Here is a 24,024-nt window from a genome sequence, read left to right as displayed (position 1 = left end):
CTCACCCCGCGATCCGGACGGTCGTCGTCGAGCCCCAGATGGCCAGGGACAGGAACAGGTCGATGACCATCACGGCCACGATGGAGAAGCGGACGGCGCGGCCCACGGCGAGGCCGACCCCGGCGGGACCGCCGGCGGCGCGGTAGCCGTAGTAGCAGTGGCTGAGGATGATCACGACGGCGAAGACGAGCACCTTGACGAACGACCAGAGCACGTCCTGCGGTGGCAGGAACAGGTTGAAGTAGTGGTCGTAGGTGCCCGCCGACTGCGCGTAGGCCTGGGTGGTGATGGTCCGCGTGGCGAAGTAGCTGCTGAGCAGGCCGATCACGTACAGCGGGATGACGGCGACGAAGCCGGCGACGATGCGGGTGGTCACCAGGAACGGCAGCGACGGCACGCCCATGACCTCGAGCGCGTCGATCTCCTCGTTGATCCGCATCGCGCCGATCTGGGCGGTGAAGCCGCAGCCGACCGTGGCCGACAGGGCCAACCCGGCGACCAGCGGCGCGATCTCGCGGGTGTTGAAGTAGGCAGAGAGGAAGCCGGTGAACGCCGAGGTGCCCAGCTGGTCGAGCGCGGCGTAGCCCTGCAGGCCCACCTCGGTGCCGGTGAAGAAGGACAGGAACGCGATGACGCCGACCGTGCCGCCGATGACGGCGAGCGCGCCGGTCCCGAAGGTCACCTCGGCGAGCAGCCGGGCGACCTCCTTCTTGTAGCGGCGCAGCGTGCGCGGCGTCCACGCGAGCGCCCGGCCGTAGAAGCCGAGCTGGTCACCGAGGTCGTCCAGGGTGTCCATCGGCCGCTTGTAGACGGTGCGCACCGCCTTGCGCACACCGACGCGGATCCGGTCGACGGGGTTCAGCAAGGCCATCGTCACTGCCCCTTCGGCGGGACGAGCTGGAAGTACACGGCCGTCATCACGAAGTTGACCGCGAACAGCAGCAGGAACGTGATGACCACCGACTGGTTCACCGCGTCACCGACGCCCTTGGGTCCGCCGCCGGCTCTGAGCCCCTTGTAGGAGGCGACGATGCCGGCGATCATCCCGAAGACCAGGGCCTTGATCTCGCCGGACCAGAAGTCCTCCACCTGGGCCAGTGCGCCGAACGAGGCCAGGTAGGCGCCCGGCGTCCCGCCCTGCAGGACGACGTTGAAGAAGTAGCCGCCGGCCACGCCGACGACGCTGACCAGTCCGTTGAGCAGGGTCGCGACCAGCATCGCGGCGAGCACGCGCGGGACGACGAGGCGCTGGATCGGGCTGATGCCCAGCACCTCCATGGCGTCGATCTCGTCGCGGATCTTGCGGGCGCCGAGGTCGGCGCAGATGGCCGAGCCACCGGCGCCGGCGATGAGCAGCGCCGTCACGATCGGGCTGGCCTCGCGGAGGACGGCGAGCACCGACGCCGACCCGGTGAACGACTGGGCCCCCAGCTGGCGGGTCAGCGACCCGAGCTGCAGGGCGATGACCGCGCCGAAGGGGATGGCGACGAGCGCCGTCGGCAGGATCGTGACGCTGGCGACGAACCAGGTCTGCTGCACGAACTCGCGGAACTGGAAGGGCCGCTTGGGCAGCGCCCGGGCGACGTCGAGCGCGAAGGCGAACAGGTTGCCGCTGGCTCGCAGCGGCCGCAGCGGGGACAGCTTGCCGTCGAGGATCCCCGGCGCCTTCGGCCTGTCGGTGGCCGTCACGAGCGACCCCGTGGACCGGGCAGCACCGCGGCGTGCGCCCCGCCCGGAGCGGTCTGCGGCTCCCACGCCCGCCCGTCGGCCCCGGCCGTGGGCGCGAAGACCCCGGCGTCGGCCTGCGCCAGCAGGTCCTCGGGCAGCGAGGCGCGGATGGCCTCGGCGGTGGCCGGGTCGAACTCGTGCAGCATCCGCGCGACGCGCTCCTGCCGCCGCCGCTGCGCCTTGCGCTCGGGCAGCCCCGGGGAGGGGTCCAGCTGCGGCGGGACGGCGTCCCCGCCGGTGGCGCCCTTGGGGCCGACGCCGTTGTGCTGGTCGCCGCCCCGGGCCTCGAGCGCCGCCATCTCGGCCTCGACCTGGGCGACGTCCTTCTCCTCGCTCATGCCGATCGGGCCCTCGCGCCGGCCGTTGAGGAACTGGCGGACGACCGGCTCCTGGCTGGTGAGCAGCTGCTCGCGCGGGCCGAACATCGCCAGGTGCCGGCGGAACAGCAGGCCGAGGTTGTCCGGCACCGTGCGGGCGGTGCCGATGTCGTGCGTGACGATGAGGAAGGTGGCGTCGATCTGGGCGTTCAGGTCGACGATCAGCTGGTTGAGGTAGGCGACGCGGACCGGGTCCAGCCCGGAGTCCGGCTCGTCGAACAGGATGATCTCGGGGTCGAGCACCAGCGCCCGGGCGAGACCGGCGCGCTTGCGCATGCCGCCGGAGATCTCCCCCGGCAGCTTCCCCTCGGCGCCCTGCAGGCCGACCATGTCCATCTTCTCGCGGACGATGCGCCGGATGTCGCCCTCGCTCTTCTTCGTGTGCTCGCGCAGCGGGAAGGCGATGTTGTCGAACAGGTTCATCGAGCCGAACAGCGCGCCGTCCTGGAACAGGACGCCGAAGAGCTTCCGGACCTCGTAGAGCCGGTGCTCGCTCGTGCGGACGATGTCGGTGTCCTTGATGAAGATCGACCCGCGCTCGGGCTTGAGCAGGCCGACCAGCGACTTGAGGAAGACGGACTTGCCGGTGCCGGACGGGCCGAGCAGGACGGAGATCTCACCGGGCGGCAGCGTGAGCGTGACGTCGCTCCAGATGTTCTGGCTGCCGAAGGACTTCGTGAGCCCCTCGACCCGGACCTCGACGCCCACGTCGACCTCCTCCTCCAGCTCCGTTGCCGGCACCCGCTCGAGATCACCGGGCTCCGGGATTCTGGGGCCTGGGGTGACGCTGCGCACGTCAGACGCCCAGTTCCCGGACCTACCAGCGAGTAACGAGCGGCCGGACGGGAGGTTACGTGGCTCACGCGAGGTGCGTGACACGGGTCTCGGCGGTTCACCCGGACGCGCAGAGGCCGCCCTCCCCTCGGGGGGAGGACGGCCTCTGCGGTGGTGCGGGTGGTGCTACCCGGCGACGAGCCGCCGCCGGAGAGGGGTCACTTGACGGTGACGGTGGCGCCGGCGCCCTCGAGGGCGGCCTTGGCCTTCTCGGCGGCGTCCTTGGCGACCTTCTCCAGGACCGGCTTCGGCGCGCCGTCGACCAGGTCCTTGGCCTCCTTGAGGCCGAGCGAGGTCAGGCCGCGCACCTCCTTGATGACCTGGATCTTCTTGTCGCCGGCGCTCTCGAGGATGACGTCGAACTCGTCCTGCTCCTCGGCGGCGGGGGCGCCACCGTCGCCGGCACCACCGGCGGCCGGGGCGGCCGCGACGGCGACCGGAGCAGCGGCGGTGACCTCGAAGGTCTCCTCGAACTGCTTCACGAAGTCGGACAGCTCGAGCAGCGTCATCTCCTTGAACGCGTCGAGCAGCTCCGCGGTGGACAGCTTGGCCATGATCTCTCCTTCTGGGGTCAGTCGGTGCTGGCCGCGGCGTCCGCGGTCTCAGCGTTGTCGGTGGTGGTGTCTGCAGCAGCGGTGTCGGCGGCCGCGGAGTCGGCGCCCTCGGCGGGCTTCTTCTCCTGCAGCGCCGCGGCCAGGCGGGCGACCTGCGACAGCGGGGCCTGGAACAGGCCGGCGGCCTTGCTCAGGTTGCCCTTCATCGCGCCGGCCAGCTTGGCCAGGAGCACCTCGCGGGGCTCGACGTCGGCCAGGGCGGTGACCTCGGCGGGCGTGACCGTGCGGCCCTCGACCACGCCGCCCTTGACCACGAGCAGCGGGTTGGCGCGCGCGAAGTCACGGATGGCCTTGGCGGCCTCGACGACGTCGCCCTCGATGAAGGCGATGGCGGTCGGGCCGTTCAGCAGCGGACCGAGGTCGGTGTGCCCGACCGAGTCCGCCGCCCGCTTCGTCAGGGTGTTCTTGACGACGGCGTAGCTGCTGCCCGCACCGAGGGAACGGCGCAGCTGGGTCAGCTGCGCCACGGTCAGCCCGCGGTACTCGGTGAGCACGGCCGCGCTGGACTTCTGGAACCGCTCGGTGATCTCGTCGATCACCGCGGCCTTGGCCTGCGTGGGCATGGGCCTCCTCTCGTCTGACGGGCGACCACCGACCGGAGCACGACCTCGGACGATCGGGGCCCGGAGACGAGGAACGCCCCGGCGCAGGCGCACGGGGCGAGGGCAGGCGCGCAGCGGCGCCCGCGATCGGACCGTCCTCCTGCGCGGGCCGCCCGGGGATCCGGGACCTTCGATCGCACGCGGACGTGCGACGACCAGCGGTCGTGGGGGGAACGTCGACAAGCGTACACGCGTTCAGCGCCGTCCCCGCCGCACCCCCTGCGTCGACGGGAGATGCACGGTCGCCGCGATCGGGCGCTGGTGCCGACGGGTGAGAGCTCGTCGCGAGGACCGGGGCCGGACGCGCGGAGGCCCCGCAGCGCGGTGCGCTGCGGGGCCTCCGGGGAGCTGCTCGCTCAGGCGGTGGGCTCGTCCACCGTGAGGTTGCGGGTGCGGTTCGGGTCGACCGGGATGCCGGGGCCCATGGTGGTCGAGATGGTGACCTTCTTCAGGTACCGGCCCTTGGCGGCGGCCGGCTTGGCGCGCAGCACCTCGTCGAGGGCGGCCGCGTAGTTCTCGACCAGCTTGGCCTCGTCGAACGAGGTCTTGCCGATCACCAGGTGCAGGTTGGCCTGCTTGTCGACGCGGAAGTTGATCTTCCCGCCCTTGATGTCGTTGACGGCCTTGGCCACGTCGGTGGTCACCGTGCCGGTCTTCGGGTTCGGCATCAGGCCGCGGGGGCCGAGGATGCGGGCGATCCGGCCGACCTTGGCCATCTGGTCGGGGGTGGCGATCGCCGCGTCGAAGTCCAGGAAGCCGCCCTGGATGCGCTCGATCAGGTCGTCCGAGCCGACGACGTCGGCGCCGGCGCCCTCGGCCTCGGCGGCGCGGTCACCGGTCGCGAAGACGATGACGCGGGCGGTCTTGCCGGTGCCGTGGGGCAGGTTGACCGTGCCGCGGACCATCTGGTCGGCCTTGCGCGGGTCGACGCCCAGGCGCATGGCCACCTCGACGGTGGCGTCGTAGCTGGTCGGCGACGTCTCCTTCGCCAGACCTGCCGCCTGCAGCGGGCTGTACAGGCTCTCGCGGTCGACCTTCGCCGCTGCCTCGCGGTACTTCTTGCCGTGCTTGGCCATGGTGTGTCCTCTCCCCGCGCCGTCGGGCGCGGGTGTCCGTGTGGTGTGCGGGCCTGGCCGGCCCTCCCACAGCTGCTGCCCGGACCCGTGCGGGTCCGGGGTCGTCCGGGGGCTCCCGAGAGGGGTCAGCCCTGGACGGTGATGCCCATCGACCGGGCGGTGCCGGCGATGATCTTCTCGGCCTCGTCGAGGGAGTTGGCGTTGAGGTCGGCCATCTTGGTCTGCGCGATCTCGCGGACCTGGTCGCGGGTGACGGTGGCGACCTTGGTCTTGTGCGGCTCGCCCGACCCCTTCTCGACACCGGCCGCCTTGAGCAGCATGCGCGCCGCCGGCGGGGTCTTGGTGACGAAGGTGAACGAGCGGTCCTCGAACACCGAGATCTCGACGGGGATCACGTTGCCGCGCTGCGACTCCGTGGCGGCGTTGTACGCCTTGCAGAACTCCATGATGTTGACGCCGTGCTGGCCGAGCGCCGGACCCACGGGCGGCGCGGGGGTCGCCGCACCGGCGTTGATCTGGAGCTTGATGACCGCGGTCAACCGCTTCCGGGGAGGCATGGCTTCCTTCTTCTCTGGTGTGTCAGGTACCGGGGACCCGGGTCAGATCTTGCTGACCTGGGTGAACGACAGCTCGACGGGCGTCTCGCGCCCGAAGATCGAGACCAGCACCTGGAGCTTCTGCTGCTCGGCGTTGATCTCGTTGATGGTGGCCGGGAGGGTCGCGAACGGCCCGTCCATGACGGTCACCGACTCGCCGACCTCGAAGTCGACGACGGTGGCCGGCGCGGCGGCGGCGGCCGTCCCGCCGGTCACGCCCGGCTCGGCCACCTTGGCCGCGGCCGGCGCCGCCGGCGGGGCCAGCAGGGTGACGACCTCGTCGATCGACAGCGGCGAGGGGCGGGAGGTGGCGCCGACGAAGCCGGTGACGCCGGGGGTGTTGCGGACCGCGCCCCAGGACTCGTCGTTGAGGTCCATGCGGACCAGCAGGTAGCCGGGCAGCTTCTTCCGGTTGACCTGGGTGCGCTTGCCGTTCTTGATCTCGGTGACCTCCTCGGTGGGCACCTCGATCTGGAAGATGTAGTCCTCCATGTCCAGCGACTGGATGCGCGACTCGAGGTTGGTCTTCACCTTGTTCTCGTAGCCGGCGTAGGAGTGGATGACGTACCAGTCGCCGAACTGGCTCTTCAGCCGGTTGCGCAGGGCCTCGACCGGGTCGGCGTCCTCCTCGGGGACCTCGGCGGCCGGGACGGCCAGCGGGTCGGAGGCGAGGGTGTCGGGGTCGCCGCTCTCGACGTCGGGCACCTCGTCGGCGACCTCGGTGGCGGTGTCCTGGTCGACGGTGTCGACGCTGCCCTCGGCCGCGCCCGTCTCGCCGGCGCCGGTCTCGAGGTCGACGCTGCCGAACTCGTCGGCGCGGGCGTCGTCGAGGTCGATGGACGGGACGGCGCTGTCGGTCTCGAAGGGCTCGCGGGGCTCGGTCACGGGGGTTGCTTCCTTTGCGTCGTCGTGTGCGGGTGGCGCCGGTGGTCAGCCGAAGACGGCGAGCACGCCCTGCGCGAAGAGGAGGTCCAGGCCGGCCACCAGCGCGACCATGAAGGACACGAAGACGATGACGACGGTCGTGTAGGTGATCAGCTCACGGCGGCCCGGCCAGATGACCTTGCGGAGCTCGGCGACGACCTCCCGGAGGAAGCGGCGCAGGCTGCGGCGCTGCCGGGCCTCCTGCCCGCGGGCGCGACCGGCGGCCGCCCGCCCGGCCGGCCGGGTCGTGGCCCGCTCGCGCGCCGGACGGGGGGTGCGCCGGGCCACCGGCTCGTCGTCGTCCTCGTCCTCGTCGTCGGAGGCGGCGGTGATCCGGCCGCCCCGCCGGCGCGCGGAGCGCGGGACGACCTTGTCCTCCTCGGACTCGGCCTCCTCGGCGACCGCGTCCTCGGCGGCCTCCAGCTCGGCGGCGTCCTCGACCCCGGGGGCCTCGCGGTCCAGCTGCTCGTCGGTCGCGTCGGAGACGGAGCGGGAGTCGTCCTCGCGTCCGCGCTTCTCGTCGCTCACTGCGCCTCGCTGCCCTGGTGGTCGGAGCCCGGACCGCGGGACCGCGGCCGGTGTCGTGCGGTGGTGCTGGTCGTGCGTGCTGGTCGTGCGTGCTGATCGCCGGCGAGGCCGGCGGCACGGGCAGGGGTGACAGGACTTGAACCTGCAGCCTGCGGTTTTGGAGACCGCTGCTCTGCCAATTGAGCTACACCCCTAGTGCCCGGGACGGCTGCCCTGAGCTGGGCCCGGGGGGCGCCTCGCCTCGTGCGGGCACCGAGTCCCCGAGGGGATCCGGGGCACGCCGGTGGCGGGGTCGAACACCCCAGGACCTCGAGTGTACGGGACCGGGCGGACGCCGGGCGAACACCCCGGGGTTCAGGCGAGGCGGACGACGGCCCGGGCCAGCGAGAGGACCTTCTCCCCGCCGCTGGTGACCGTGAGGTCGACCCGCACCCGCCCCTCCTCCAGGACGGCGGCGACGCGACCGCGGACGGTGACCTCCGCGCCGGTGTCGTCGTCCGGCACGACCACCGGGCGGCCGAAGCGCACCTGGTACTCGACCAGGGCGCCCGCGTCGCCGGCCCAGTCGGTGACCGCGCGGCCGGCCAGGCCCATCGTCAGCATCCCGTGGGCGATCACCCCGGGCAGGCCGACGGCCGTGGCCACCCGGTCGCTCCAGTGGATCGGGTTGAGGTCACCGGAGGCGCCGGCGTAGCGGACCAGGTCCGCGCGCGTCACCGGGTACACCCGCTCGGGGAGCTCGGTGCCGACGGCGACGTCCGCGGCCCGCACCCGCGCGCTCACGCCGTCCCCCGCGCGACGAGCATCGAGGTGGCCGAGCAGACCGGCTCGCCGTCCTCGGTGGTGACGTCGACCCGCGTGGTCAGCAGGTCGTTGCCCGCCACGCTGCGCACCGCCTCGATGGTGGGGACGGCGACCAGGCGGTCCCCCGCCCGGATCGGACGGTGGTGGACGAAGCGCTGCTCGCCGTGCACCACGCGGCTGTAGTCGAGGGCGACGTCGGGGTCCTCGACGACGACGCCGGCCGCCGACAGCGTCAGCGCGATCGCGAACGTCGGCGGGGCGATCACGTCGGGGTGGCCGGCCGCCCGGGCGGCGTCGACGTCGGTGTGCACCGGGTCGGTGGAGCCCAGCGCGGCCGCGAACTCGGCGATCTTGACCCGGCCGACCTCGTAGACGGCGGAGGGCGGGTAGCTGCGCCCGACCAGTCCTGCGTCCAGCGCCATGCTCCCCGCCCTCTCCCGGCGATCCCCGCGGCTACCGCGTCAGCGGGTCTCGCGGTGGATCGTGTGCTTGCGGTCGTGCGGGCAGTACTTCTTCAGCTCGAGCCGGTCGGGGTCGTTGCGCCGGTTCTTGCGGGTGATGTAGTTCCGGTTCTTGCACTCCTGGCAGGCCAGGGTGATCTTCGGACGGACGTCGGTGGCTGCCATGGGTGCGCTCCCAGCCTTGTCGGGCGGGCCCTCGGGACCCGGGTGCGGGCGGGGGTGCCCACACGACGACGGACCCCGGGAGGGGGTCCGTCAGGAGTAGCGGTGACCGGACTTGAACCGGTGACACAGCGATTATGAGCCGCTTGCTCTACCAGGCTGAGCTACACCGCCGGGAGGACCGTGCGGTCCTGATCGTGCTACGAGCCCCTTTACGGAATCGAACCGTAGACCTTCTCCTTACCATGGAGACGCTCTGCCGACTGAGCTAAAGGGGCGGTGGCCGGAGCCGTCGAGAACTGTACCCGACGCCGGCGGGCCGCCGTCGGCGGGGGGCCGGGGCGTGTCAGGCGCGGACGAACAGCCGCCGGTGCGTCGCCCCCGGGGCCGCCGAGCGGACGCCGGCGCGGGCCAGCAGCCAGCTCTCCAGCCGGTCGTCGGGCAGCGGCCGGCTGACGAGGAACCCCTGGAGCTTGTCGCAGCCCATGTCGGCCAGCGTGTTGCGGGTCAACTCGTCCTCCACGCCCTCGGCGACGACCCGCAGCCCGAGGTTGTGCGCCAGCTCGATGATGGAGCGGGCGATGAACGACTCCCCCTGGCTGGTCGACATGCTGAGCACGAACGACTTGTCGATCTTGACCTCGTCGATCGGCAGCTGCCGCAGCTGGGACAGCGACGAGTAGCCGGTGCCGAAGTCGTCCATCGACAGCCGCAGGCCCAGCGCGTGCAGGTCGGCCAGGACGGTGCTGCTGCGCACCGAGTCGTCGACCACGCTGCCCTCGGTCAGCTCCAGGGTCAGCAGCTCCCCCGGCACGCCGTGCCGGCGCAGCGCGCGGGCGACCCGCTCGACCAGGTCCGGCTCGGTCAGGCAGCGGGCGGAGAGGTTCACCGCGACCGACAGCGCGATGTCCTGGTCGAGCCACCGCCGGCAGCGGGCCAGCGCGAGGTCGAGCACGTGGTCGGTCAGCGGGCCGATCCGGCCGATCTGCTCGGCCAGGTGGATGAACTCGTCGGGGGCGACGGCGCCGTAGCGCGGGTGGGCCCACCGCACCAGCGTCTCCACGGACACGATGTCGGAGGTGCGGGCGTCGATGATGGGCTGGAAGACGACGCTGATCTGTCCCTCGGCCATCGCCTGCTCGAGCTCGGTGCCCAGCTGCAGGCGGCGCAGGCTCTGCTGGTCGAGCACCGGGTGGTAGCTGGCGACGCCCTTGCCCGGGGCGCCGGCCAGCAGCGCGACGTCGGCCCGCTGCATGAGCGTCCCCGAGTCGGTGCCGTGCACGGGCGCCGCGGCGACGCCGATGGTGAGCGTGACCTCGAGGTCGAGCCCGGCGACCCGGGCGCGGGTCGAGGTCGCCTCGCGCAGCCGGCGCGCGGCCCGCTCGGTGGCGGCCAGCGAGAGGCCCGGCAGCAGGACGGCGAACTGGTCCCCCTCCATGCGCGCGAGCACCGCCTGCGGCGGTGCGTGCTCGCGCAGCAGCCCCGCCGTCACCAGCAGCAGCTCGTCGCTGGCCGCGTGGCCCAGCGTGTCGACGATCTCGGTGTGGTTGTCCAGCGAGGCCAGGATCAGCCCGGCCCGGGTGGACACCGGGTCCCCGGCGAGCAGCTCGTCGATCTCGGCCACCAGCCGCTGGCGGTTGGGCAGCCCGGTCAGCCGGTCGTGGTCGGCGTCGTAGCGGATCTGGGTCAGCAGCTGCTGCTGCCGGATGGCCGCGTTGACGTGCGTGAGCATCGAGTCCAGGGCGGCCCGCTCGTCGTCGGCGAAGCTCACCAGGTCGCTGCGGCGGTCGCACACCTCCAGGTAGCCCGGCTCGCCCGCGGCGGTGGCGACAGGGGCGCCCAGCACCTCGCGGGCACCGCGGCGGGCGAGGGCGGCCAGCTCGGCGTCGTCGGCCCGGGCGGCGGCGAGCAGGACCGGCCCCGAGGAGCCGGGGGCCACGGCGCGCCGGCGGACCAGGTCCTCCGGGTCGCCCGGGCCGTCGTACCAGCCCACCCCGTCCTCGGCGTCCACCACGAGCCGCGGCTCCTGGTCGAGGTACGGCGGCAGCCACAGCGCCACCCGCTCGGCGTTCAGCAGCTCGCGTACCGCGGCCACCATCTCACGGGTGCCCTCGTCGTCGGGGCTGAGCCCCTCCACGCGCCGGGCGAAGTCGTAGACCTGCTCGACGCTGCGCCGCTCGCGGCTCACCGCGGCGAAGCGGCGCACCAGCAGGACGACGGCGACCGCGATCGGCAGCATCAGGACCGCGGCCCAGGCGGTCAGCGGGACGAGCAGCATCGCGACGACGGCGACGGAGACGGCGAACGGGCCGACCAACACCATCGGCAGGAGGTTCTCCTGCCAGAACGGCCAGCCTGGGCGCCCGCCGCTGAGCCGGATGGCGGCGGCGACCATCGCGCCGGCGACGACGTCGGCGACCAGCACGGCGACGATCAGCGAGATCCACGCCGCGGGTGCGGTCAGCGCGGCGGAGGGCAGCAGCGCCAGGAGCGCCACGGCGGCGGCGGACTCCACGACGGCGATGGCCAGGTTGTAGGCGGCCTTCGCCGGCGCGTAGGGCCGCAGGAGGTAGGCGATGCCCAGCGCGAGGACGCGGGCGACGGCGACCCACGTGCCGCCGAGCTCGACGAGCGCCACGGCCAGGCCCAGTTCGCTGACCGACCAGCGCACGGTGTGCCGGCGGAAGTCGATGCGGAGCTGGATGACCTCCGCGATGACCAGCGCGACCGTCACCACCAGGAACGGCACCAGCGAGAAGGTCGCGGGCACGTGCGGGAACACCAGGAGGGCGACCACGGCGGCGACGAGGCCGCCGAGCAGGGCGATCGCGGCCGGTGGGAGTGGCACCCCGAGGCGCGCCCGCACTTCCTCGGGAGTAGTCACCGGCACCTGACTCGTGAGGAGGGACGAAGCGCGCCGACGCTAACAGCGCCGGCGGACCATCCGGTACGTCATACACCCCGGAAGGGGTGGTCGGCACGGCCGCCGGCCACCACCCTCCCGGATCCCCCTCGAGGAGTCGGCCGGCTCAGCGTCCCCAGGTGAAGCCGCGACCCCAGGTGAACCCACGACCCCAGGTGAACCCACGACCGGTACGGACTGCGCGCTGCGTGTTCATGACGCCTCCTCAGGCATGAAGAACTGCTCTCTTCGATGCGGGCTGGCACCCGGGGCGCGGGGACAGAGCGTCAGTCGGTGTACGGACCGCACCCGGGACATTGCTTCCCGTCACTCGTCCGGGGCAAGCACCGACAATCACGACAGCGTGACGGGCCGTTATGTCGTCACGGTGTGTCACGCGACTTCCTGGATCCGTCACCCATTCGTGTGACGAACGGGGTCCTTGGGATCTGGTGCTCCGTCCACAGGAGCCTCCGCGGGCTGCCGGGTGCGCCGGCCCGCCGTCCACATCCGTCCCCAGTGGGATCCACAGGACGTGGACGGCGACCTACGCTCCCCGCCGTGCAGGAGACTGGTGGGTCGGCGTCCGAACGCGGGTCGTCCCTGCCGCTCGTGCTGGTCTGCTGGCTGGTGGCCGCCCTCATGGCACTGGGCGCGGTGGCCGCCTCGGACGCCTTCCTCGAGCAGCAGTCCGTGCAGTCCGTCTGCGACGCCGCGGCGCTGGCCGCGGCCAACCGGGCCGACGAGGCGGCCGTCTACGCGACCGGTGTCGAGGGCGGCACGCTGCCGCTCACGCGGGCGGGGGCGCAGGCCGCCGTGGCCGACTCCCTGGCCGCCGGTGGGGAGACGCTGGACTCCTGGTCGGCGGAGACCGACGGCGTGGAGGTCACGGTGCGCTGCACCCGGCACGTCGAGATCGCCTTCGGCTGGCTGTTCCTCGGCGGTCGGCCGCTGGAGCGCACCGCCGTCGCCGCCGCCCGGGCCCCGACCGTCCCCTGAGACGCCGAACGGCCCCCGGCCGGAGGGCCGGGGGCCGTTCTCGTACCTGTGGCGGGTGAAGGATTCGAACCTTCGTAGGCTAAGCCGACGGATTTACAGTCCGCTCCCATTGGCCACTCGGGCAACCCGCCGTGGTGGTACGGGAAGAGGGTACAAGACGGGCCGGGCCCGTCCGCCGGGTCCTCCCGGCGGGCCGCCGGCCACTGGAGGGAGGAGGGGACGTGGCCGACTCGTCCTTCGACGTCGTCAGCAAGGTCGACCGCCAGGAGGTCGACAACGCGCTCAACCAGGCGGGCAAGGAGCTGTCCCAGCGGTTCGACTTCCGGGGCACCAACGCCTCCATCGCGTGGGCCGGCGAGGAGGGGGTCACCCTCACCGCCGACACCGAGGAGCGGGTGAGCGCCGCTCTGGAGGTGTTCAAGGAGAAGCTGATCAAGCGGAACATCTCGCTGAAGTCGCTCGACGCCGGTGAGCCGCAGTCCTCCGGCAAGCAGTACAAGATCTCCGCCCGCATCAAGCAGGGGATCGAGTCCGACGTCGCCAAGAAGATCGCCAAGCTGATCCGGGACGAGGGCCCCAAGGGCGTCCAGGCGCAGATCCAGGGCGACCAGCTGCGGGTCAGCGGCAAGAAGCGCGACGACCTCCAGGCGGTCCAGCAGCTGCTGCGCGGCGCCGACCTCGACGTCGCCCTGCAGTTCGACAACTACCGCTGAGCGACCGGGCGCCCCCGCGCCCCTGCTCCGGCAGGCGTGCGGGGCCGCCGCTCAGGACAGCGGCGCGGCGTCGGCCGGCACCGGCGTGACCGCCACCCAGTCCAGGTGCTTGCCGGTGCGCAGGTCGCCCGAGGACCGGCCGCGCAGGTGCCGGCCGACCCACGGGAGCACGTGCTCCCGGTAGTAGCGGGCCTCGGCCAGCGCCCGGCGCGGCGCCTCGGGCGCGGGGTCCACCGCGGATGCGGCGACGTCGTGGCCGAGCGCCGCCAGCACCAGCGAGGCGACCCGCCGGTGTCCGGCCGGCCCGAGGTGCAGCCGGTCGGCCGACCAGTAGACGCCGCGGTGGAGCTCGGTGTCGGCGAACGCGTCCACGAAGGTCACCCCGTGCCGCGCCGCCAGCTCCGCGAGCCCGCCGGTCAGCTGCGCCGCCCGGCGGCGCACCGTCCGCCCGAGGGGCAGCCGGTCGGAGGGGTCGGCGCCGCTGACCAGCACCAGCCGCACCCCCGCCTCGAGGACCCGGCGGATCGCCTGCTCGGTGAGGGCGAGCAGCCGCGCCGGGTCGACACCGGGCCGCATGACGTCGTTGCCGCCGCCGTTGAACGTCAGCAGCGTGGGCGGCGGGTCCAGGGCGAGCGCCGCGGGGACCTGCTCGGTCACGATCGGCTCCAGCAGCCGACCGCGGACGGCGAGGTTGGCGTAGTCGACGGCCTCCCCGGTCGCGGCCGCCAGCCCGCCGGCGACGAGGTCGGCCCACCCCCGGACGGCGCCGTCGGCCAGCTCGTCGCCGACCCCCTCGGTGAAGCTGTCCCCGACCGCCACGAACCGCACTGCGCCCTCCCGTCGTCCGGCCCCGGAGCGTAGGCCGCCCCGGGAGCAGGAGGGGCCGACGGCTAGAGCTGGCCCCGCTCCCGGGCCATCTCCTCGAGCCGCGCGATCCGCTGGGCCATCGGCGGGTGGGTCGAGAACATCGAGGCCAGTCCCTGGCCGCGGAACGGGTTGGCGATCATCAGGTGGCTCTGGGTGACCAGCCGGTCGTCCTGCGGCAGCGGACGGGCGCCGGCGCCGCGCTCGATCTTGCGGAGGGCGGAGGCCAGCGCCAGCGGGTCCTGCGACAGGTCCGCGCCGGTGGCGTCGGCCTGGTACTCCCGGCTGCGGCTGACGGCCATCTGCACCAGCCCGGCCGCGACGGGACCGAGGAAGACCAGCAGCAGGGCGCCGAGGGCGTTGCCGCCGCCTCGGTCGTCGTCGGCCCGGCCGCCGAACAGCGAGGCGAACATCGCCATGTGGGCCAGGTAGGTGATCACCGTCGCCATGGCCCCGGCCACCGAGCTGATGAGGATGTCGCGGTTGTAGACGTGCGACAGCTCGTGGGCGAGGACGCCGCGCAGCTCGCGGCGGTCGAGGAGCTCGAGGATGCCCTGGGTGCAGCAGACCGCGGCGTTGCGCGGGTTGCGGCCGGTCGCGAAGGCGTTCGGCTGGTCGGTCGGGCTGACGTACAGGCGCGGCACGGGCTGGCGGGCCTCGGTGGCCAGGTCGCGCACGATGGCGTAGAGCTGCGGCGCCTGCGTCTCCGTCACCGGGAACGCCCGCATCGCGCGCAGCGCCAGCTTGTCCGAGTTGAAGTACGCGAAGCCGTTGACGCCGAGCGCGACCACCAGGGCGATCGCCAGGCCGCCCCGGCCGCCGACGACCGCGCCCGCGGTGAGGATGAGCCCGCCCATGAGGCCCAGCAGCAGGGCCGTCTTCAGGGCGTTGTTCCAGCGGCGCACGTCCCGGTCAACGCCGGCCCGGGGAGCGCCGTTCCCCAGGGGCGGACGGGTGCGTACCGATCCGGCAGTGCGACGGAACCCTGTCCCCCGAGGATATCTGCGCATAGAATGGGGGCAGGGCTCCCGTTGTCTCGTTTCACGTGACAGGATCTCGCCATGCGTGATGACGCTCGGGCAGAGTGTGCGATTCCACACTCCTCTCTCTTCACGCACACGTAACCTCGCCCGGTGGAGGTAGACCACTCATGACTGCAACCGACCCGGCTGTCACTGCGGGCAGCTCCGCCCCCGGCGGCCTCGTGAAGAGCGTCGTCGAACTCGACCGCGTGGTGATCCGGCTCGCCGGGGACTCCGGCGACGGCATGCAGCTGACCGGCAACCGCTTCACCAGCGAGACCGCGTCCTTCGGCAACGACCTGTCGACGCTGCCCAACTTCCCCGCCGAGATCCGGGCGCCCACGGGGACCCTGCCGGGTGTCAGCTCCTTCCAGCTGCACTTCGCCGACCACGACATCATGACGCCGGGCGACGCCCCCGACGTCCTCGTGGCGATGAACCCGGCGGCGCTGAAGGCCAACCTGGCCGACCTGCCCGGCGGCGGGCTGCTGATCCTCGACTCCGACGAGTTCACGCCGCGCAACCTCGCGAAGGTCGGCTACGCGACGAACCCGATCGAGGACGGCTCGCTCGAGGGCTGGCAGACCGTCAGCGTCCCGCTGACGTCCATGACGCTCGACGCGCTCGCCGACTCCGGCCTGGGCAAGAAGGAGGCCGAGCGGAGCAAGAACATGTTCACCCTCGGCCTGCTGTCGTGGATGTACCACCGGCCCACCGAGGGCACGATCAAGTTCCTCGAGCGTCAGTTCCGCCGGAAGCCCGAGATCGCCGCGGCCAACATCGCCGCCTTCCGCGCCGGCTACAACTACGGCGAGACCACCGAGGCGTTCGCGGTCTCCTACGAGATCAAGCCCGCCCCGATGGCTCCGGGCAAGTACCGCAACATCTCCGGCAACCAGGCGCTCTCGCTGGGCCTGGTCGCCGCCGGTCAGCGGTCGGGGCTGCCGCTGTTCCTCGGGGCGTACCCGATCACGCCGGCGTCGGACATCCTCCACGAGCTGTCCAAGCACAAGGCCTTCGGCGTGCGGACCTTCCAGGCCGAGGACGAGATCGCCGGTGTCGCGTCGGCCATCGGCGCCTCCTTCGGCGGGGCGCTCGGCGTCACCACGACGTCGGGCCCGGGTGTGTCGCTCAAGTCCGAGGCCATCGGGCTGGCGGTGATGATCGAGCTGCCGCTGGTCGTCGTCGACGTCCAGCGCGGCGGCCCGTCGACGGGTCTGCCGACCAAGACCGAGCAGTCGGACCTGCTCCAGTCGATGTTCGGCCGCAACGGCGAGGCCCCGCTGCCGGTGATCGCGCCGCGCTCCCCCGGCGACTGCTTCGACGCGGCGATCGAGGCGGCGCGGATCGCGCTGGCCTACCGCACGCCGGTGATCCTGCTGTCCGACGGCTACCTGGCCAACGGCGCCGAGCCGTGGGCGGTGCCCGACAGCGCCGACCTGCCCGACCTGCGGGTCGAGTTCGCCACGCAGCCCAACGGCGAGGACGGCGAGTTCCTGCCCTACCTGCGCGACCCGGAGACCCTGGCGCGCCCGTGGGCGATCCCGGGGACGGCGGGGATGCAGCACCGGGTCGGCGGCCTGGAGAAGGCCGACCGCACCGGCAACATCTCCTACGACCCGGCCAACCACGACTTCATGACCCGCACCCGCCAGGCGAAGATCGACGGCATCGCCGCGACGATCCCGCCCACCGACGTCGACGACCCCGACGGCGACGCGACCGTCGCCGTCATCGGCTGGGGCTCGACCTACGGGCCGATCGGCGCCGCGTGCCGGCGGGTGCGGCGGTCGGGGCGCAAGGTCGCGCAGATCCACCTGCGGCACCTCAACCCCTTCCCGGCCGACCTGGGCGAGGTGCTGGCCCGCTACGACCGCGTGATCTGCCCCGAGATGAACCTCGGCCAGCTCGCGCTCCTGCTGCGCGCCAAGTACCTCGTCGACGTCCAGAGCCACACCCAGGTGCGCGGGCTGCCCTTCCGGGCCGCCGAGCTCGCCGCCGTGGTGCAGGACGTCATCGACTCCACCACTCCCTCGGCCGTCCCCTCGGCCAGCACCGGAGGCACCCAGTGAGCACCATCGACCTCGGCATGCCCCTCGAGGGCCCCATCGCCGACGCCATCTCCTCCTCGGTGGCGACCAACGGCGAGAAGCAGACCGCGCTCAAGGCCAAGGACTTCAAGACCGACCAGGAGGTCCGCTGGTGCCCCGGGTGCGGTGACTACGTCATCCTCAACGCGGTCCAGAGCTTCCTGCCCTCCCTGGGCATCGCCCGCGAGGACATGGTCATCGTGTCCGGCATCGGCTGCTCGTCCCGTTTCCCGTACTACATGAACACCTACGGGATGCACTCGATCCACGGCCGCGCGCCGGCGATCGCCACGGGCCTGGCCGCCTCGCGCCCCGACCTGTCCGTGTGGGTCGTCACCGGTGACGGCGACTCGCTGTCGATCGGCGGCAACCACCTGATCCACGCGCTGCGCCGCAACGTCAACATCAAGATCCTGCTGTTCAACAACCGGATCTACGGGCTGACCAAGGGCCAGTACTCGCCCACCTCCGAGGTCGGCAAGGTCACCAAGTCCACCCCGATGGGCTCGCTGGACCACCCGTTCAACCCGATCTCGCTGGCCATCGGCGCCGAGGCGACCTTCGTCGGCCGGGCCATGGACTCCGACCGCAAGGGGCTGACCGACGTGCTCCGCCAGGCGGCCGAGCACCAGGGCACCGCGCTGGTGGAGATCTACCAGAACTGCAACATCTTCAACGACGGCGCGTTCGACCTGCTCAAGGACCCGGCCACGGGCGTGCAGTGGTCGATCCCGCTGGTCCACGGCCAGCCGCTGGTCTTCGGGCCCGAGGGCGCCTCCTGCGTCGTCCGCGACGACTTCGGCGGCCTGCGGATCGCCGAGACCAACCAGGTCCGCACCGAGGACATCGTCGTCCACGACGCGCACCGGACCGACCCGGCCTACGCGTTCGCCCTGTCCCGGCTCTCCAGCCAGGACCTGCGCTACACGCCGATGGGCGTCTTCCGGTCGGTGCAGAAGCCGACGTACGACCGGATGATGAGCGAGCAGCTCGACACCGCCGCGGCCCAGGGCACCGCCGACCTCGACGCGATCCTCGCCGGCGGCGACACCTGGACCGTCAGCGCCTGAGCGTCCCGGCGCCCCACGCAGGGCCGGTCCCCCTCGGGGGGCCGGCCCTGCGTGCTCCTAGGCCGGGGTGACGCGCAGGAGCCGGTCCTCGCCGTCGCCGTTGTCGGTCGTGACGTAGAGAGCGCCGTCGCGGCCCAGCTGCGGCGTCCGGAGGCGGCCGAAGACGTCCTCGAGCTCCGGGACGCGGAACTGCTCGAGCAGGGCACCCTCCTCGTCCAGGCGCAGCGCCAGCAGGCCGGTGTCCTTCTGCACCCCCACCACGAGCAGGCCGTCGTAGGCGCCCCACGGGGCGCCCGAGAGGAACGTGCCCCCCGAGGTGGCGATGGTGGGGTCGCCGGAGGCCCACGCCGCGAGGACGACGCCCGGCAGCTCCGGGTCGGTCATCGGGACGCTCTCGTCGTAGCTCCCGCCGCCGTCGGGGTCGTAGCCGCCGTTGGCTCCCGGCGACAGCAGGGTCACCTCGTCGTCGCGGTCGGTGCCCTGCTCCACCGCCCACACCTGCCCGGACCCCGGGCGCACGGCCAGGCCCTGCACGTTGCGGTGCCCGTAGGTCCAGACCAGCGGGGAGGCGTCCGGCCGCCCGGCGAACGGGTTGCCCGGCCAGGCCGCCCCGGTGGCGGGGTCGACCCGCAGCACCTTCCCGCCGAGGACGGCGAGGTCCTGCGGGTAGCTGCCGACGGCGTTGTCGCCGGTGCCGACCAGCAGCGCCCCCTCGGGGTCGAAGCGCAGCCGGCAGCCGCCGTGCCGGCCGGAGTCCTCGTTCGCGGGGATGCCGCCCACCAGCGGGTCGGCGACGCGGGTGGCCGCGGTCCAGGACGGGTCGACCGTCCACGCGACCACCTGGATCTCCGCGCCGCCGTCCTCCTCGACGCCCTGGCAGGTGTAGAGCCGCCGGTTCTGCTCGAACGCGGGGTCGAGGACCAGCCCCATGAGCCCGGTCTCCCCCTGCGCGTAGAGGTCGTCGAGGTCGGCGGCGACCTCGACCACCTGGCCGCCGGGCCGCACCGCGGTGAGGCCGCCGTCACGCTCGTCCAGGACGAGGGTGCCGTCGGGCGCCTGCGCGACGTCCCACGGGTGGTCGAGGCCGTCGAGGACCGTCTCGACCCGCAGGGCCGGGACGCCGGGACCGGCGGGCTCCGCCGGGTCGGGCACCTCGGCGGCCGTCGACTCGCCCTCCCGGCCGGGCAGGTCGCCGTCGCCGTCGCTGCTGCACGCGCCGAGCAGCAGGACCACGGCCGCGATGCAGGGCCCCGCCACGAGCCTGCGGGTGGTGGGGCGCGCGATGCCGGCCCTCGTGCAGGGGCCCGCCGCGAGCCTGCGAGCGGTGGGGAGCACGAGGGTCCTCCGTCAGCTGGTGCGGGTGACGACGTAGTCGCAGAGCGCGGACAGCGCCTCGCGCACCTCGCCCTCGGGCACCTCGACCAGGCGGGCCCGTGCCCGGTCGGCGTACTCGCGGAGCACCCCGGTGGCGCGCTCGAGCGAGGCCGACGCGCGCAGCAGGGCCAGCGCCTCGGCGTGCTCGGCGTCGTCGGTCAGGGGCGCGGCGACGAGCTCGCGGAGCCGGTCCTCGGCGGGGTCGTCCCCGGCCAGGGCGAAGAGCACCGGCAGCGTGGCGATGCCCTCGCGGAGGTCGGTGCCCGGCGCCTTCCCGGACGCGCCGACCTCGCTCACGATGTCGATGAGGTCGTCGGAGATCTGGAAGGCGACGCCGACCTCCTCGCCGAAGGCGGTCAGCGACTCCACCAGGGCGGCGTCGACGCCGGCGAAGGAGGCGCCGAACCGGGCGGCGGTGGCCACCAGCGACCCGGTCTTGTCGGCGAGGACCTCGAGGTAGTGGCCGACCGGGTCGTCCCCGGGCGCCGGGCCCACGGTCTCCCGGATCTGGCCGGTGACCAGGCGCTCGAAGGTCCGCGCCTGGATGCGGACGGCCTCGGGGCCAAGGTCGGCCAGCAGGTCGGAGGCGCGGGCGAAGAGGAAGTCGCCGGTGAGGATGGCGACGCTGTTCGTCCAGCGGGTGTTGGCGCTCGGGGCCCCGCGGCGGACGGCGGCCTCGTCCATGACGTCGTCGTGGTACAGCGTGGCCAGGTGGGTCAGCTCGCAGACCACCGCCGACTGGGTGACCCCCGGCGCCCCCGGGTCGCCGAGCTGGGCGGCCAGCAGCGCCAGCATCGGCCGGAAGCGCTTGCCTCCGGCGGCCATCAGGTGGGCGGCGGCCTCGCGCACGAACGGGTGCGGGCTGTCGACGGACGACGTCAGCGCCGCCTCGACCCGGGCGAGGCCCTCGGCGAGGGCGACGCCCAGGGCCCCCTCGGGGAGCCAGGCGCCGATCGTGGACGCCGGGGTGGACGCGCGGTGCCACACCTGGACGGGCGCGGTGGCGTCGGCGGCGCGGGCTCCGGTCATCAACCGACGAATCTAGCCGCCTGGCCTGCGAGGTCGAGCACCGCCCCGGGCACGATCCCCAGGACGAGGGTGGCCGCGGCGGTGACCGCCAGCACGATCGTCGTGGGCAGCCCCGGCACGCCGACCGTGGGGCCCTCGGCCGCGGGCTCGGAGAAGTACATGAGCACGACGACCCGCAGGTAGAAGAAGGCCGCCACGGCGCTGGCCAGCAGCGCGACGACGGCCAGCGGCCAGGCGCCGTCGTCGATGGCCGCCCGGAACACCGCGAACTTGCCGGTGAAGCCGCTGGTGAGCGGGATGCCGGCGAGCGCGAGCAGGAACAGCGTCATCACGGCCGCGACGAGGGGCGAGCGCTGGGCCAGGCCCGCCCAGGAGGAGAGGTGGGTGGCCTCGCCGTCGCCGTCCCGGACCATCGTCAGGACGGCGAAGGCGCCCAGCGTCGTCAGGCCGTAGACGAGCAGGTAGAAGACCGTCGCGGACAGGCCCGGGCTGTCGCCGGTCGCGTCGAACCCGATGACACCGGTGAGCAGGAAGCCCGCGTGCGCGATCGAGGAGTAGGCGAGCATCCGCTTGAGGTCGGTCTGGGTGAGCCCGAGGACCGCGCCCACGACCATCGAGACGATGGCGATGCCGTAGACCAGCGGCCGCCAGGTCCACTCGTCGGTGCCGAACCCGACGTAGAGCAGCCGCAGGATCGCCCCGAAGGCCGCGACCTTGGTGCAGGCGGCCATGAACGCCGTCACCGGCGTGGGGGCTCCCTGGTAGACGTCCGGCGTCCAGGTGTGGAAGGGCGCGACGCTGGCCTTGAACATCAGGCCGACCAGCAGCAGGGCCAGGCCCAGCACGAGCAGGACGTCGTTGCCGTCGGCGGTGACCGTCTCGGAGATGGTGGACAGCCGGACGCTGCCGGTGGCGCCGTAGACGAGCGCGAGGCCGTACAGGAAGAAGGCGGAGGCGAAGGCGCCGAGCAGGAAGTACTTGACCGCGGCCTCCTGCGACAGCAGCCGCCGGCGCCGGGCCAGGCCGCTGATCAGGTACAGCGGGAGGCTGAGCACCTCGAGCGCGACGAACATGACCAGCAGGTCGTTGGCCGCGACGAACAGCATCATGCCGCCGATGGCGAAGGTGGCCAGCGGGTAGACCTCGGTCTGCACGCGGGGCGCGGTCAGCAGCTCCCGGTCGCGCACGCTGCCGGCCGGGACGGCGGCCGCGGCCACGAACGACGACCTCGCGGGGTCGAGCGACCGCTCGGCGAAGAGCAGGACCGACAGCGCCCCGAGCCCGGCGATGGTCGCCTGCAGGAAGACGCCGGCGCCGTCGACGGCCAGCGCGCCGCCGGCGGTCACCTCGGCCCCGTCGCCGGCGAGGTCGCGGCCGGCGGCCAGCAGGATCGCGCTGACCAGCCCGCCCACGGTGCCGACCAGCGCCAGGGCCACCTGGACCGGGTGGCGCGACTCCCGCGGCGCGAAGGCCTCGACGAGGACGCCGATGCAGGCCGCGCCGAAGACGAACAGCAGCGGCGCGAGGGCCGCGAGCGAGAGGTCCGGTGCCTCGATCATCAGTTCCCCGCCTCCGTCTCGGCACCGCCGGTGCCCACCTCGGGCACGACTCCCCCGGCGTCCCCGCCCACGTCGGAGACGGTGGCGGAGACGGCGGGCTCGATCAGGTCGATGAGCGGCTGCGGGTAGACGCCCAGGACGACGACCAGCGCCACCAGCGGCGCGGCCACGGCGACCTCCCGCCGGCTGAGGTCGGGGAACCGCCGCGCCGCGGGAGGCGCCGCAGGAGGCGCCGCGGTCGCCGTCGCCGTCGTCGCACCGCCGTCCCCGGCCGGGACGGCACCGGCCGGCCCGGCGGCGCCGTCGTCCAGGCCGCGCCCGTCCATCAGCCCGCGGGCCGGGCCGTGCATGGTCCGCTGGTACATGAGCAGCACGTAGAGCGCGGCGAGGATGATCCCGACGGTCGCCAGGATCGTGAACACCGGCCGGCTCGGGAACGAGCCGATCAGCACGAGGAACTCGCTGACGAAGCTGTTCGTGCCCGGCAGGGCGAGCGAGGCCAGGCCGGCCACGAGGAAGACCCCGGCCAGGACCGGTGCCTGCGCCGCGACCCCGCCGTAGTCGGCGATCCGCCGGGAGCCGCCGCGGGCGATCAGCATGCCGACCACCAGGAAGAGCAGCCCGGTCGCGATGCCGTGGTTGACCATGTACAGCACCGCGCCGGTGCCGGCCTCGGTGGTGAAGGCGAAGATGCCCAGCGCGATGAAGCCGAAGTGGGCGACCGAGGTGTAGGACACCAGCCGCTTCATGTCGGTCTGCCCCATCGCCAGCAGCGCCGCGTACAGCACCCCGGCGACGGCGAGCACGAGCACGTACGGCGCGAGGTCGCGGGAGGCGTCGGGGAACAGCGGAAGGCAGTAGCGCAGGAACCCGTAGGTGCCGACCTTGTCGAGGACGCCGACGAGCAGCACCGCACCGCCGATCGGCGCCTCGGCACCGGCGTCGGGCAGCCAGGTGTGCAGCGGCACCAGCGGCGCCTTGATCGCGAAGGCGACGAAGAAGCCCAGGAACAGCAGCTTCTGCACGTCGGGGTCGATGTCGATGGCGTTGAGCACCTCGAAGGCGAAGCTGCCCTCGCCCTGCTGCGCGCTGACCACGTACAGGCCGATGACGGCGGCGAGCATGACCAGCCCGCCGACCAGGCTGTAGAGGAAGAACTTGACCGCCGCGTACTGCCGTCGCGGCCCGCCGAAGCTGCCGATCAGGAAGTACATCGGGACGAGCATCGCCTCGAAGAAGACGTAGAAGAGGAACACGTCGGTCGCGGCGAAGACGCCGACCATCATCGCCTCGAGCAGCAGGATCCAGGCGAAGAAGACGTTCATCGAGCGGGTGCCCACCGGCTCGTCGGCCCACGACGCGCCGATGACGACGGGCACCAGGACGCCGATCAGCAGCAGCATCACCAGGGCGATGCCGTCGACGCCGAGGGCGAAGGAGACGCCGAAGTCCTCGATCCAGGAGACCGAGGTGGTCAGCTGGAAGCGGTCGCCGCCGGTGTCGAAGGCCGCGGTCGCGAGCACCGCGAGCAGCAGCACGACGAGGCTGACGCCGAGGGAGACCTGCTTGGCCAGCAGCTCCCGGCCGCGCGGCAGGGCCGCGACGACCGCGGCGCCCACCGCGGGCACCAGGATCATCAGCAGCAGGAACGGGAAGTCATCCACGAGCGTGCGCCTCTCCGTGCGTCGTCATCCCG

At 72.9% G+C, this 24,024-nt stretch carries 23 protein-coding genes and 4 tRNA genes; 4 read left to right on the top strand and 23 right to left on the bottom strand.

Features of this window, described 5'->3' with window-relative positions; all coding sequences use genetic code 11:
* Position 1 precedes the first annotated feature (1 nt).
* From ACI8AX_RS05375 to ACI8AX_RS05300, 16 genes are all read right to left on the bottom strand, one after another.
* A complete protein-coding gene (locus ACI8AX_RS05375; protein ID WP_456548762.1) occupies positions 2 to 871 on the bottom strand; it encodes an MlaE family ABC transporter permease in 870 nt (289 codons plus the stop codon).
* Positions 872 to 873: 2 nt separating this feature from the next.
* Positions 874 to 1,689 carry an MlaE family ABC transporter permease gene (locus ACI8AX_RS05370; protein ID WP_456548761.1) on the bottom strand — a complete coding sequence of 272 codons (816 nt, stop codon included), beginning with the start codon at positions 1,687 to 1,689 and terminating at the stop codon, positions 874 to 876.
* Positions 1,686 to 2,846: an ABC transporter ATP-binding protein gene (locus ACI8AX_RS05365; protein WP_456548760.1), complete on the bottom strand. Its 1,161-nt coding sequence runs from the start codon at positions 2,844 to 2,846 to the stop codon at positions 1,686 to 1,688. Before ACI8AX_RS05365 ends, ACI8AX_RS05370 begins: the two co-directional genes overlap by 4 nt.
* A gap of 251 nt (positions 2,847 to 3,097) precedes the next feature.
* On the bottom strand, positions 3,098 to 3,493 hold the full coding sequence (rplL, locus tag ACI8AX_RS05360) for a 50S ribosomal protein L7/L12 (RefSeq protein ID WP_456548759.1): 396 nt from the start codon (positions 3,491 to 3,493) through the stop codon (positions 3,098 to 3,100).
* A gap of 17 nt (positions 3,494 to 3,510) precedes the next feature.
* Positions 3,511 to 4,116: a 50S ribosomal protein L10 gene (rplJ, locus tag ACI8AX_RS05355; protein ID WP_456548758.1), complete on the bottom strand. Its 606-nt coding sequence runs from the start codon at positions 4,114 to 4,116 to the stop codon at positions 3,511 to 3,513.
* 395 nt (positions 4,117 to 4,511) lie between these two features.
* On the bottom strand, positions 4,512 to 5,231 hold the full coding sequence (rplA, locus tag ACI8AX_RS05350) for a 50S ribosomal protein L1 (RefSeq protein WP_456548757.1): 720 nt from the start codon (positions 5,229 to 5,231) through the stop codon (positions 4,512 to 4,514).
* A gap of 125 nt (positions 5,232 to 5,356) precedes the next feature.
* Entirely contained in the window at positions 5,357 to 5,788 is a 432-nt protein-coding gene (gene rplK / locus ACI8AX_RS05345; RefSeq protein ID WP_409328723.1) for a 50S ribosomal protein L11, read from the bottom strand.
* Between the two features lie 42 nt (positions 5,789 to 5,830).
* On the bottom strand, positions 5,831 to 6,712 hold the full coding sequence (nusG, locus tag ACI8AX_RS05340) for a transcription termination/antitermination protein NusG (protein ID WP_456548756.1): 882 nt from the start codon (positions 6,710 to 6,712) through the stop codon (positions 5,831 to 5,833).
* A gap of 45 nt (positions 6,713 to 6,757) precedes the next feature.
* Positions 6,758 to 7,279: a preprotein translocase subunit SecE gene (gene secE, locus ACI8AX_RS05335; RefSeq protein WP_456548755.1), complete on the bottom strand. Its 522-nt coding sequence runs from the start codon at positions 7,277 to 7,279 to the stop codon at positions 6,758 to 6,760.
* A 121-nt stretch (positions 7,280 to 7,400) separates the two neighbouring features.
* A tRNA-Trp gene (locus ACI8AX_RS05330) sits at positions 7,401 to 7,473 on the bottom strand.
* 160 nt (positions 7,474 to 7,633) lie between these two features.
* The gene (locus ACI8AX_RS05325; RefSeq protein ID WP_456548754.1) at positions 7,634 to 8,062 is read right to left on the bottom strand and encodes a MaoC/PaaZ C-terminal domain-containing protein; all 429 of its coding nucleotides are present in this window, start codon (positions 8,060 to 8,062) and stop codon (positions 7,634 to 7,636) included.
* The gene (locus ACI8AX_RS05320; RefSeq protein ID WP_456548753.1) at positions 8,059 to 8,505 is read right to left on the bottom strand and encodes an FAS1-like dehydratase domain-containing protein; all 447 of its coding nucleotides are present in this window, start codon (positions 8,503 to 8,505) and stop codon (positions 8,059 to 8,061) included. Before ACI8AX_RS05320 ends, ACI8AX_RS05325 begins: the two co-directional genes overlap by 4 nt.
* Before the next feature lie 39 nt (positions 8,506 to 8,544).
* Positions 8,545 to 8,709: a 50S ribosomal protein L33 gene (rpmG, locus tag ACI8AX_RS05315; RefSeq protein ID WP_456548752.1), complete on the bottom strand. Its 165-nt coding sequence runs from the start codon at positions 8,707 to 8,709 to the stop codon at positions 8,545 to 8,547.
* 97 nt (positions 8,710 to 8,806) lie between these two features.
* Positions 8,807 to 8,880 (bottom strand) — tRNA-Met (locus ACI8AX_RS05310).
* A 31-nt stretch (positions 8,881 to 8,911) separates the two neighbouring features.
* Positions 8,912 to 8,984, bottom strand: a tRNA-Thr gene (locus ACI8AX_RS05305).
* Positions 8,985 to 9,052: 68 nt separating this feature from the next.
* Positions 9,053 to 11,554, bottom strand: coding sequence for an EAL domain-containing protein (locus tag ACI8AX_RS05300; protein WP_456548751.1), 2,502 nt, complete (start codon positions 11,552 to 11,554; stop codon positions 9,053 to 9,055).
* Between the two features lie 615 nt (positions 11,555 to 12,169).
* Here ACI8AX_RS05300 and ACI8AX_RS05295 point away from each other — a divergent pair.
* Complete coding sequence (locus ACI8AX_RS05295; RefSeq protein ID WP_456548750.1) at positions 12,170 to 12,607, top strand: pilus assembly protein TadG-related protein; 438 nt, start codon at positions 12,170 to 12,172, stop codon at positions 12,605 to 12,607.
* A 49-nt stretch (positions 12,608 to 12,656) separates the two neighbouring features.
* Here the strand turns inward: ACI8AX_RS05295 and ACI8AX_RS05290 are convergent.
* Positions 12,657 to 12,738 (bottom strand) — tRNA-Tyr (locus tag ACI8AX_RS05290).
* Between the two features lie 90 nt (positions 12,739 to 12,828).
* Between ACI8AX_RS05290 and ACI8AX_RS05285 the strand changes: the two genes are divergently transcribed.
* Positions 12,829 to 13,320, top strand: a complete 492-nt coding sequence (locus ACI8AX_RS05285) for a YajQ family cyclic di-GMP-binding protein (protein ID WP_456548749.1) — start codon at positions 12,829 to 12,831, stop codon at positions 13,318 to 13,320.
* A gap of 51 nt (positions 13,321 to 13,371) precedes the next feature.
* Here ACI8AX_RS05285 and ACI8AX_RS05280 read toward each other — a convergent pair whose 3' ends face one another.
* Complete coding sequence (locus ACI8AX_RS05280; RefSeq protein WP_456548748.1) at positions 13,372 to 14,148, bottom strand: SGNH/GDSL hydrolase family protein; 777 nt, start codon at positions 14,146 to 14,148, stop codon at positions 13,372 to 13,374.
* A gap of 62 nt (positions 14,149 to 14,210) precedes the next feature.
* Positions 14,211 to 15,089: a zinc metalloprotease HtpX gene (gene htpX / locus ACI8AX_RS05275; protein ID WP_456548747.1), complete on the bottom strand. Its 879-nt coding sequence runs from the start codon at positions 15,087 to 15,089 to the stop codon at positions 14,211 to 14,213.
* Positions 15,090 to 15,334: 245 nt separating this feature from the next.
* Here htpX and ACI8AX_RS05270 point away from each other — a divergent pair, with 245 nt between their 5' ends.
* Positions 15,335 to 17,278 carry a 2-oxoacid:acceptor oxidoreductase subunit alpha gene (locus tag ACI8AX_RS05270; RefSeq protein ID WP_456548746.1) on the top strand — a complete coding sequence of 648 codons (1,944 nt, stop codon included), beginning with the start codon at positions 15,335 to 15,337 and terminating at the stop codon, positions 17,276 to 17,278.
* Positions 17,275 to 18,366 (top strand): 2-oxoacid:ferredoxin oxidoreductase subunit beta, encoded by a 1,092-nt coding sequence (locus tag ACI8AX_RS05265; RefSeq protein WP_456548745.1) that lies wholly within the window; start codon positions 17,275 to 17,277, stop codon positions 18,364 to 18,366. Before ACI8AX_RS05270 ends, ACI8AX_RS05265 begins: the two co-directional genes overlap by 4 nt.
* Positions 18,367 to 18,423: 57 nt before the next feature.
* Here the strand turns inward: ACI8AX_RS05265 and ACI8AX_RS05260 are convergent, their stop codons facing one another.
* The 4 genes from ACI8AX_RS05260 to ACI8AX_RS05245 all read right to left on the bottom strand — a co-directional run bounded on the left by ACI8AX_RS05260 (position 18,424) and on the right by ACI8AX_RS05245 (position 23,992).
* Positions 18,424 to 19,623: a PQQ-dependent sugar dehydrogenase gene (locus ACI8AX_RS05260; protein ID WP_456548744.1), complete on the bottom strand. Its 1,200-nt coding sequence runs from the start codon at positions 19,621 to 19,623 to the stop codon at positions 18,424 to 18,426.
* A 90-nt stretch (positions 19,624 to 19,713) separates the two neighbouring features.
* Positions 19,714 to 20,769, bottom strand: a complete 1,056-nt coding sequence (locus ACI8AX_RS05255; RefSeq protein WP_456548743.1) for a polyprenyl synthetase family protein — start codon at positions 20,767 to 20,769, stop codon at positions 19,714 to 19,716.
* Complete coding sequence (nuoN, locus tag ACI8AX_RS05250) at positions 20,769 to 22,328, bottom strand: NADH-quinone oxidoreductase subunit NuoN (RefSeq protein ID WP_456548742.1); 1,560 nt, start codon at positions 22,326 to 22,328, stop codon at positions 20,769 to 20,771. Before nuoN ends, ACI8AX_RS05255 begins: the two co-directional genes overlap by 1 nt.
* A complete protein-coding gene (locus ACI8AX_RS05245) occupies positions 22,328 to 23,992 on the bottom strand; it encodes an NADH-quinone oxidoreductase subunit M (protein ID WP_456548741.1) in 1,665 nt (554 codons plus the stop codon). Before ACI8AX_RS05245 ends, nuoN begins: the two co-directional genes overlap by 1 nt.
* Positions 23,993 to 24,024 lie beyond the last annotated feature (32 nt).

The organism is Blastococcus sp. SYSU D00813, from assembly GCF_054050735.1.
This window is presented reverse-complemented; position numbering and strand designations above follow the sequence as displayed.

Coding starts and splice junctions, on each gene's coding strand:
- rplA (WP_456548757.1), bottom strand. CDS start 5,231: ATGGCCAAGCACGGCAAGAAGTACCGCGAGGCAGCGGCGAAGGTCGAC.
- ACI8AX_RS05375 (WP_456548762.1), bottom strand. CDS start 871: ATGGCCTTGCTGAACCCCGTCGACCGGATCCGCGTCGGTGTGCGCAAG.
- rpmG (WP_456548752.1), bottom strand. CDS start 8,709: ATGGCAGCCACCGACGTCCGTCCGAAGATCACCCTGGCCTGCCAGGAG.
- rplL (WP_456548759.1), bottom strand. CDS start 3,493: ATGGCCAAGCTGTCCACCGCGGAGCTGCTCGACGCGTTCAAGGAGATG.
- ACI8AX_RS05255 (WP_456548743.1), bottom strand. CDS start 20,769: ATGACCGGAGCCCGCGCCGCCGACGCCACCGCGCCCGTCCAGGTGTGG.
- ACI8AX_RS05270 (WP_456548746.1), top strand. CDS start 15,335: ATGACTGCAACCGACCCGGCTGTCACTGCGGGCAGCTCCGCCCCCGGC.
- ACI8AX_RS05320 (WP_456548753.1), bottom strand. CDS start 8,505: ATGGCGCTGGACGCAGGACTGGTCGGGCGCAGCTACCCGCCCTCCGCC.
- rplK (WP_409328723.1), bottom strand. CDS start 5,788: ATGCCTCCCCGGAAGCGGTTGACCGCGGTCATCAAGCTCCAGATCAAC.
- nuoN (WP_456548742.1), bottom strand. CDS start 22,328: ATGATCGAGGCACCGGACCTCTCGCTCGCGGCCCTCGCGCCGCTGCTG.
- rplJ (WP_456548758.1), bottom strand. CDS start 4,116: ATGCCCACGCAGGCCAAGGCCGCGGTGATCGACGAGATCACCGAGCGG.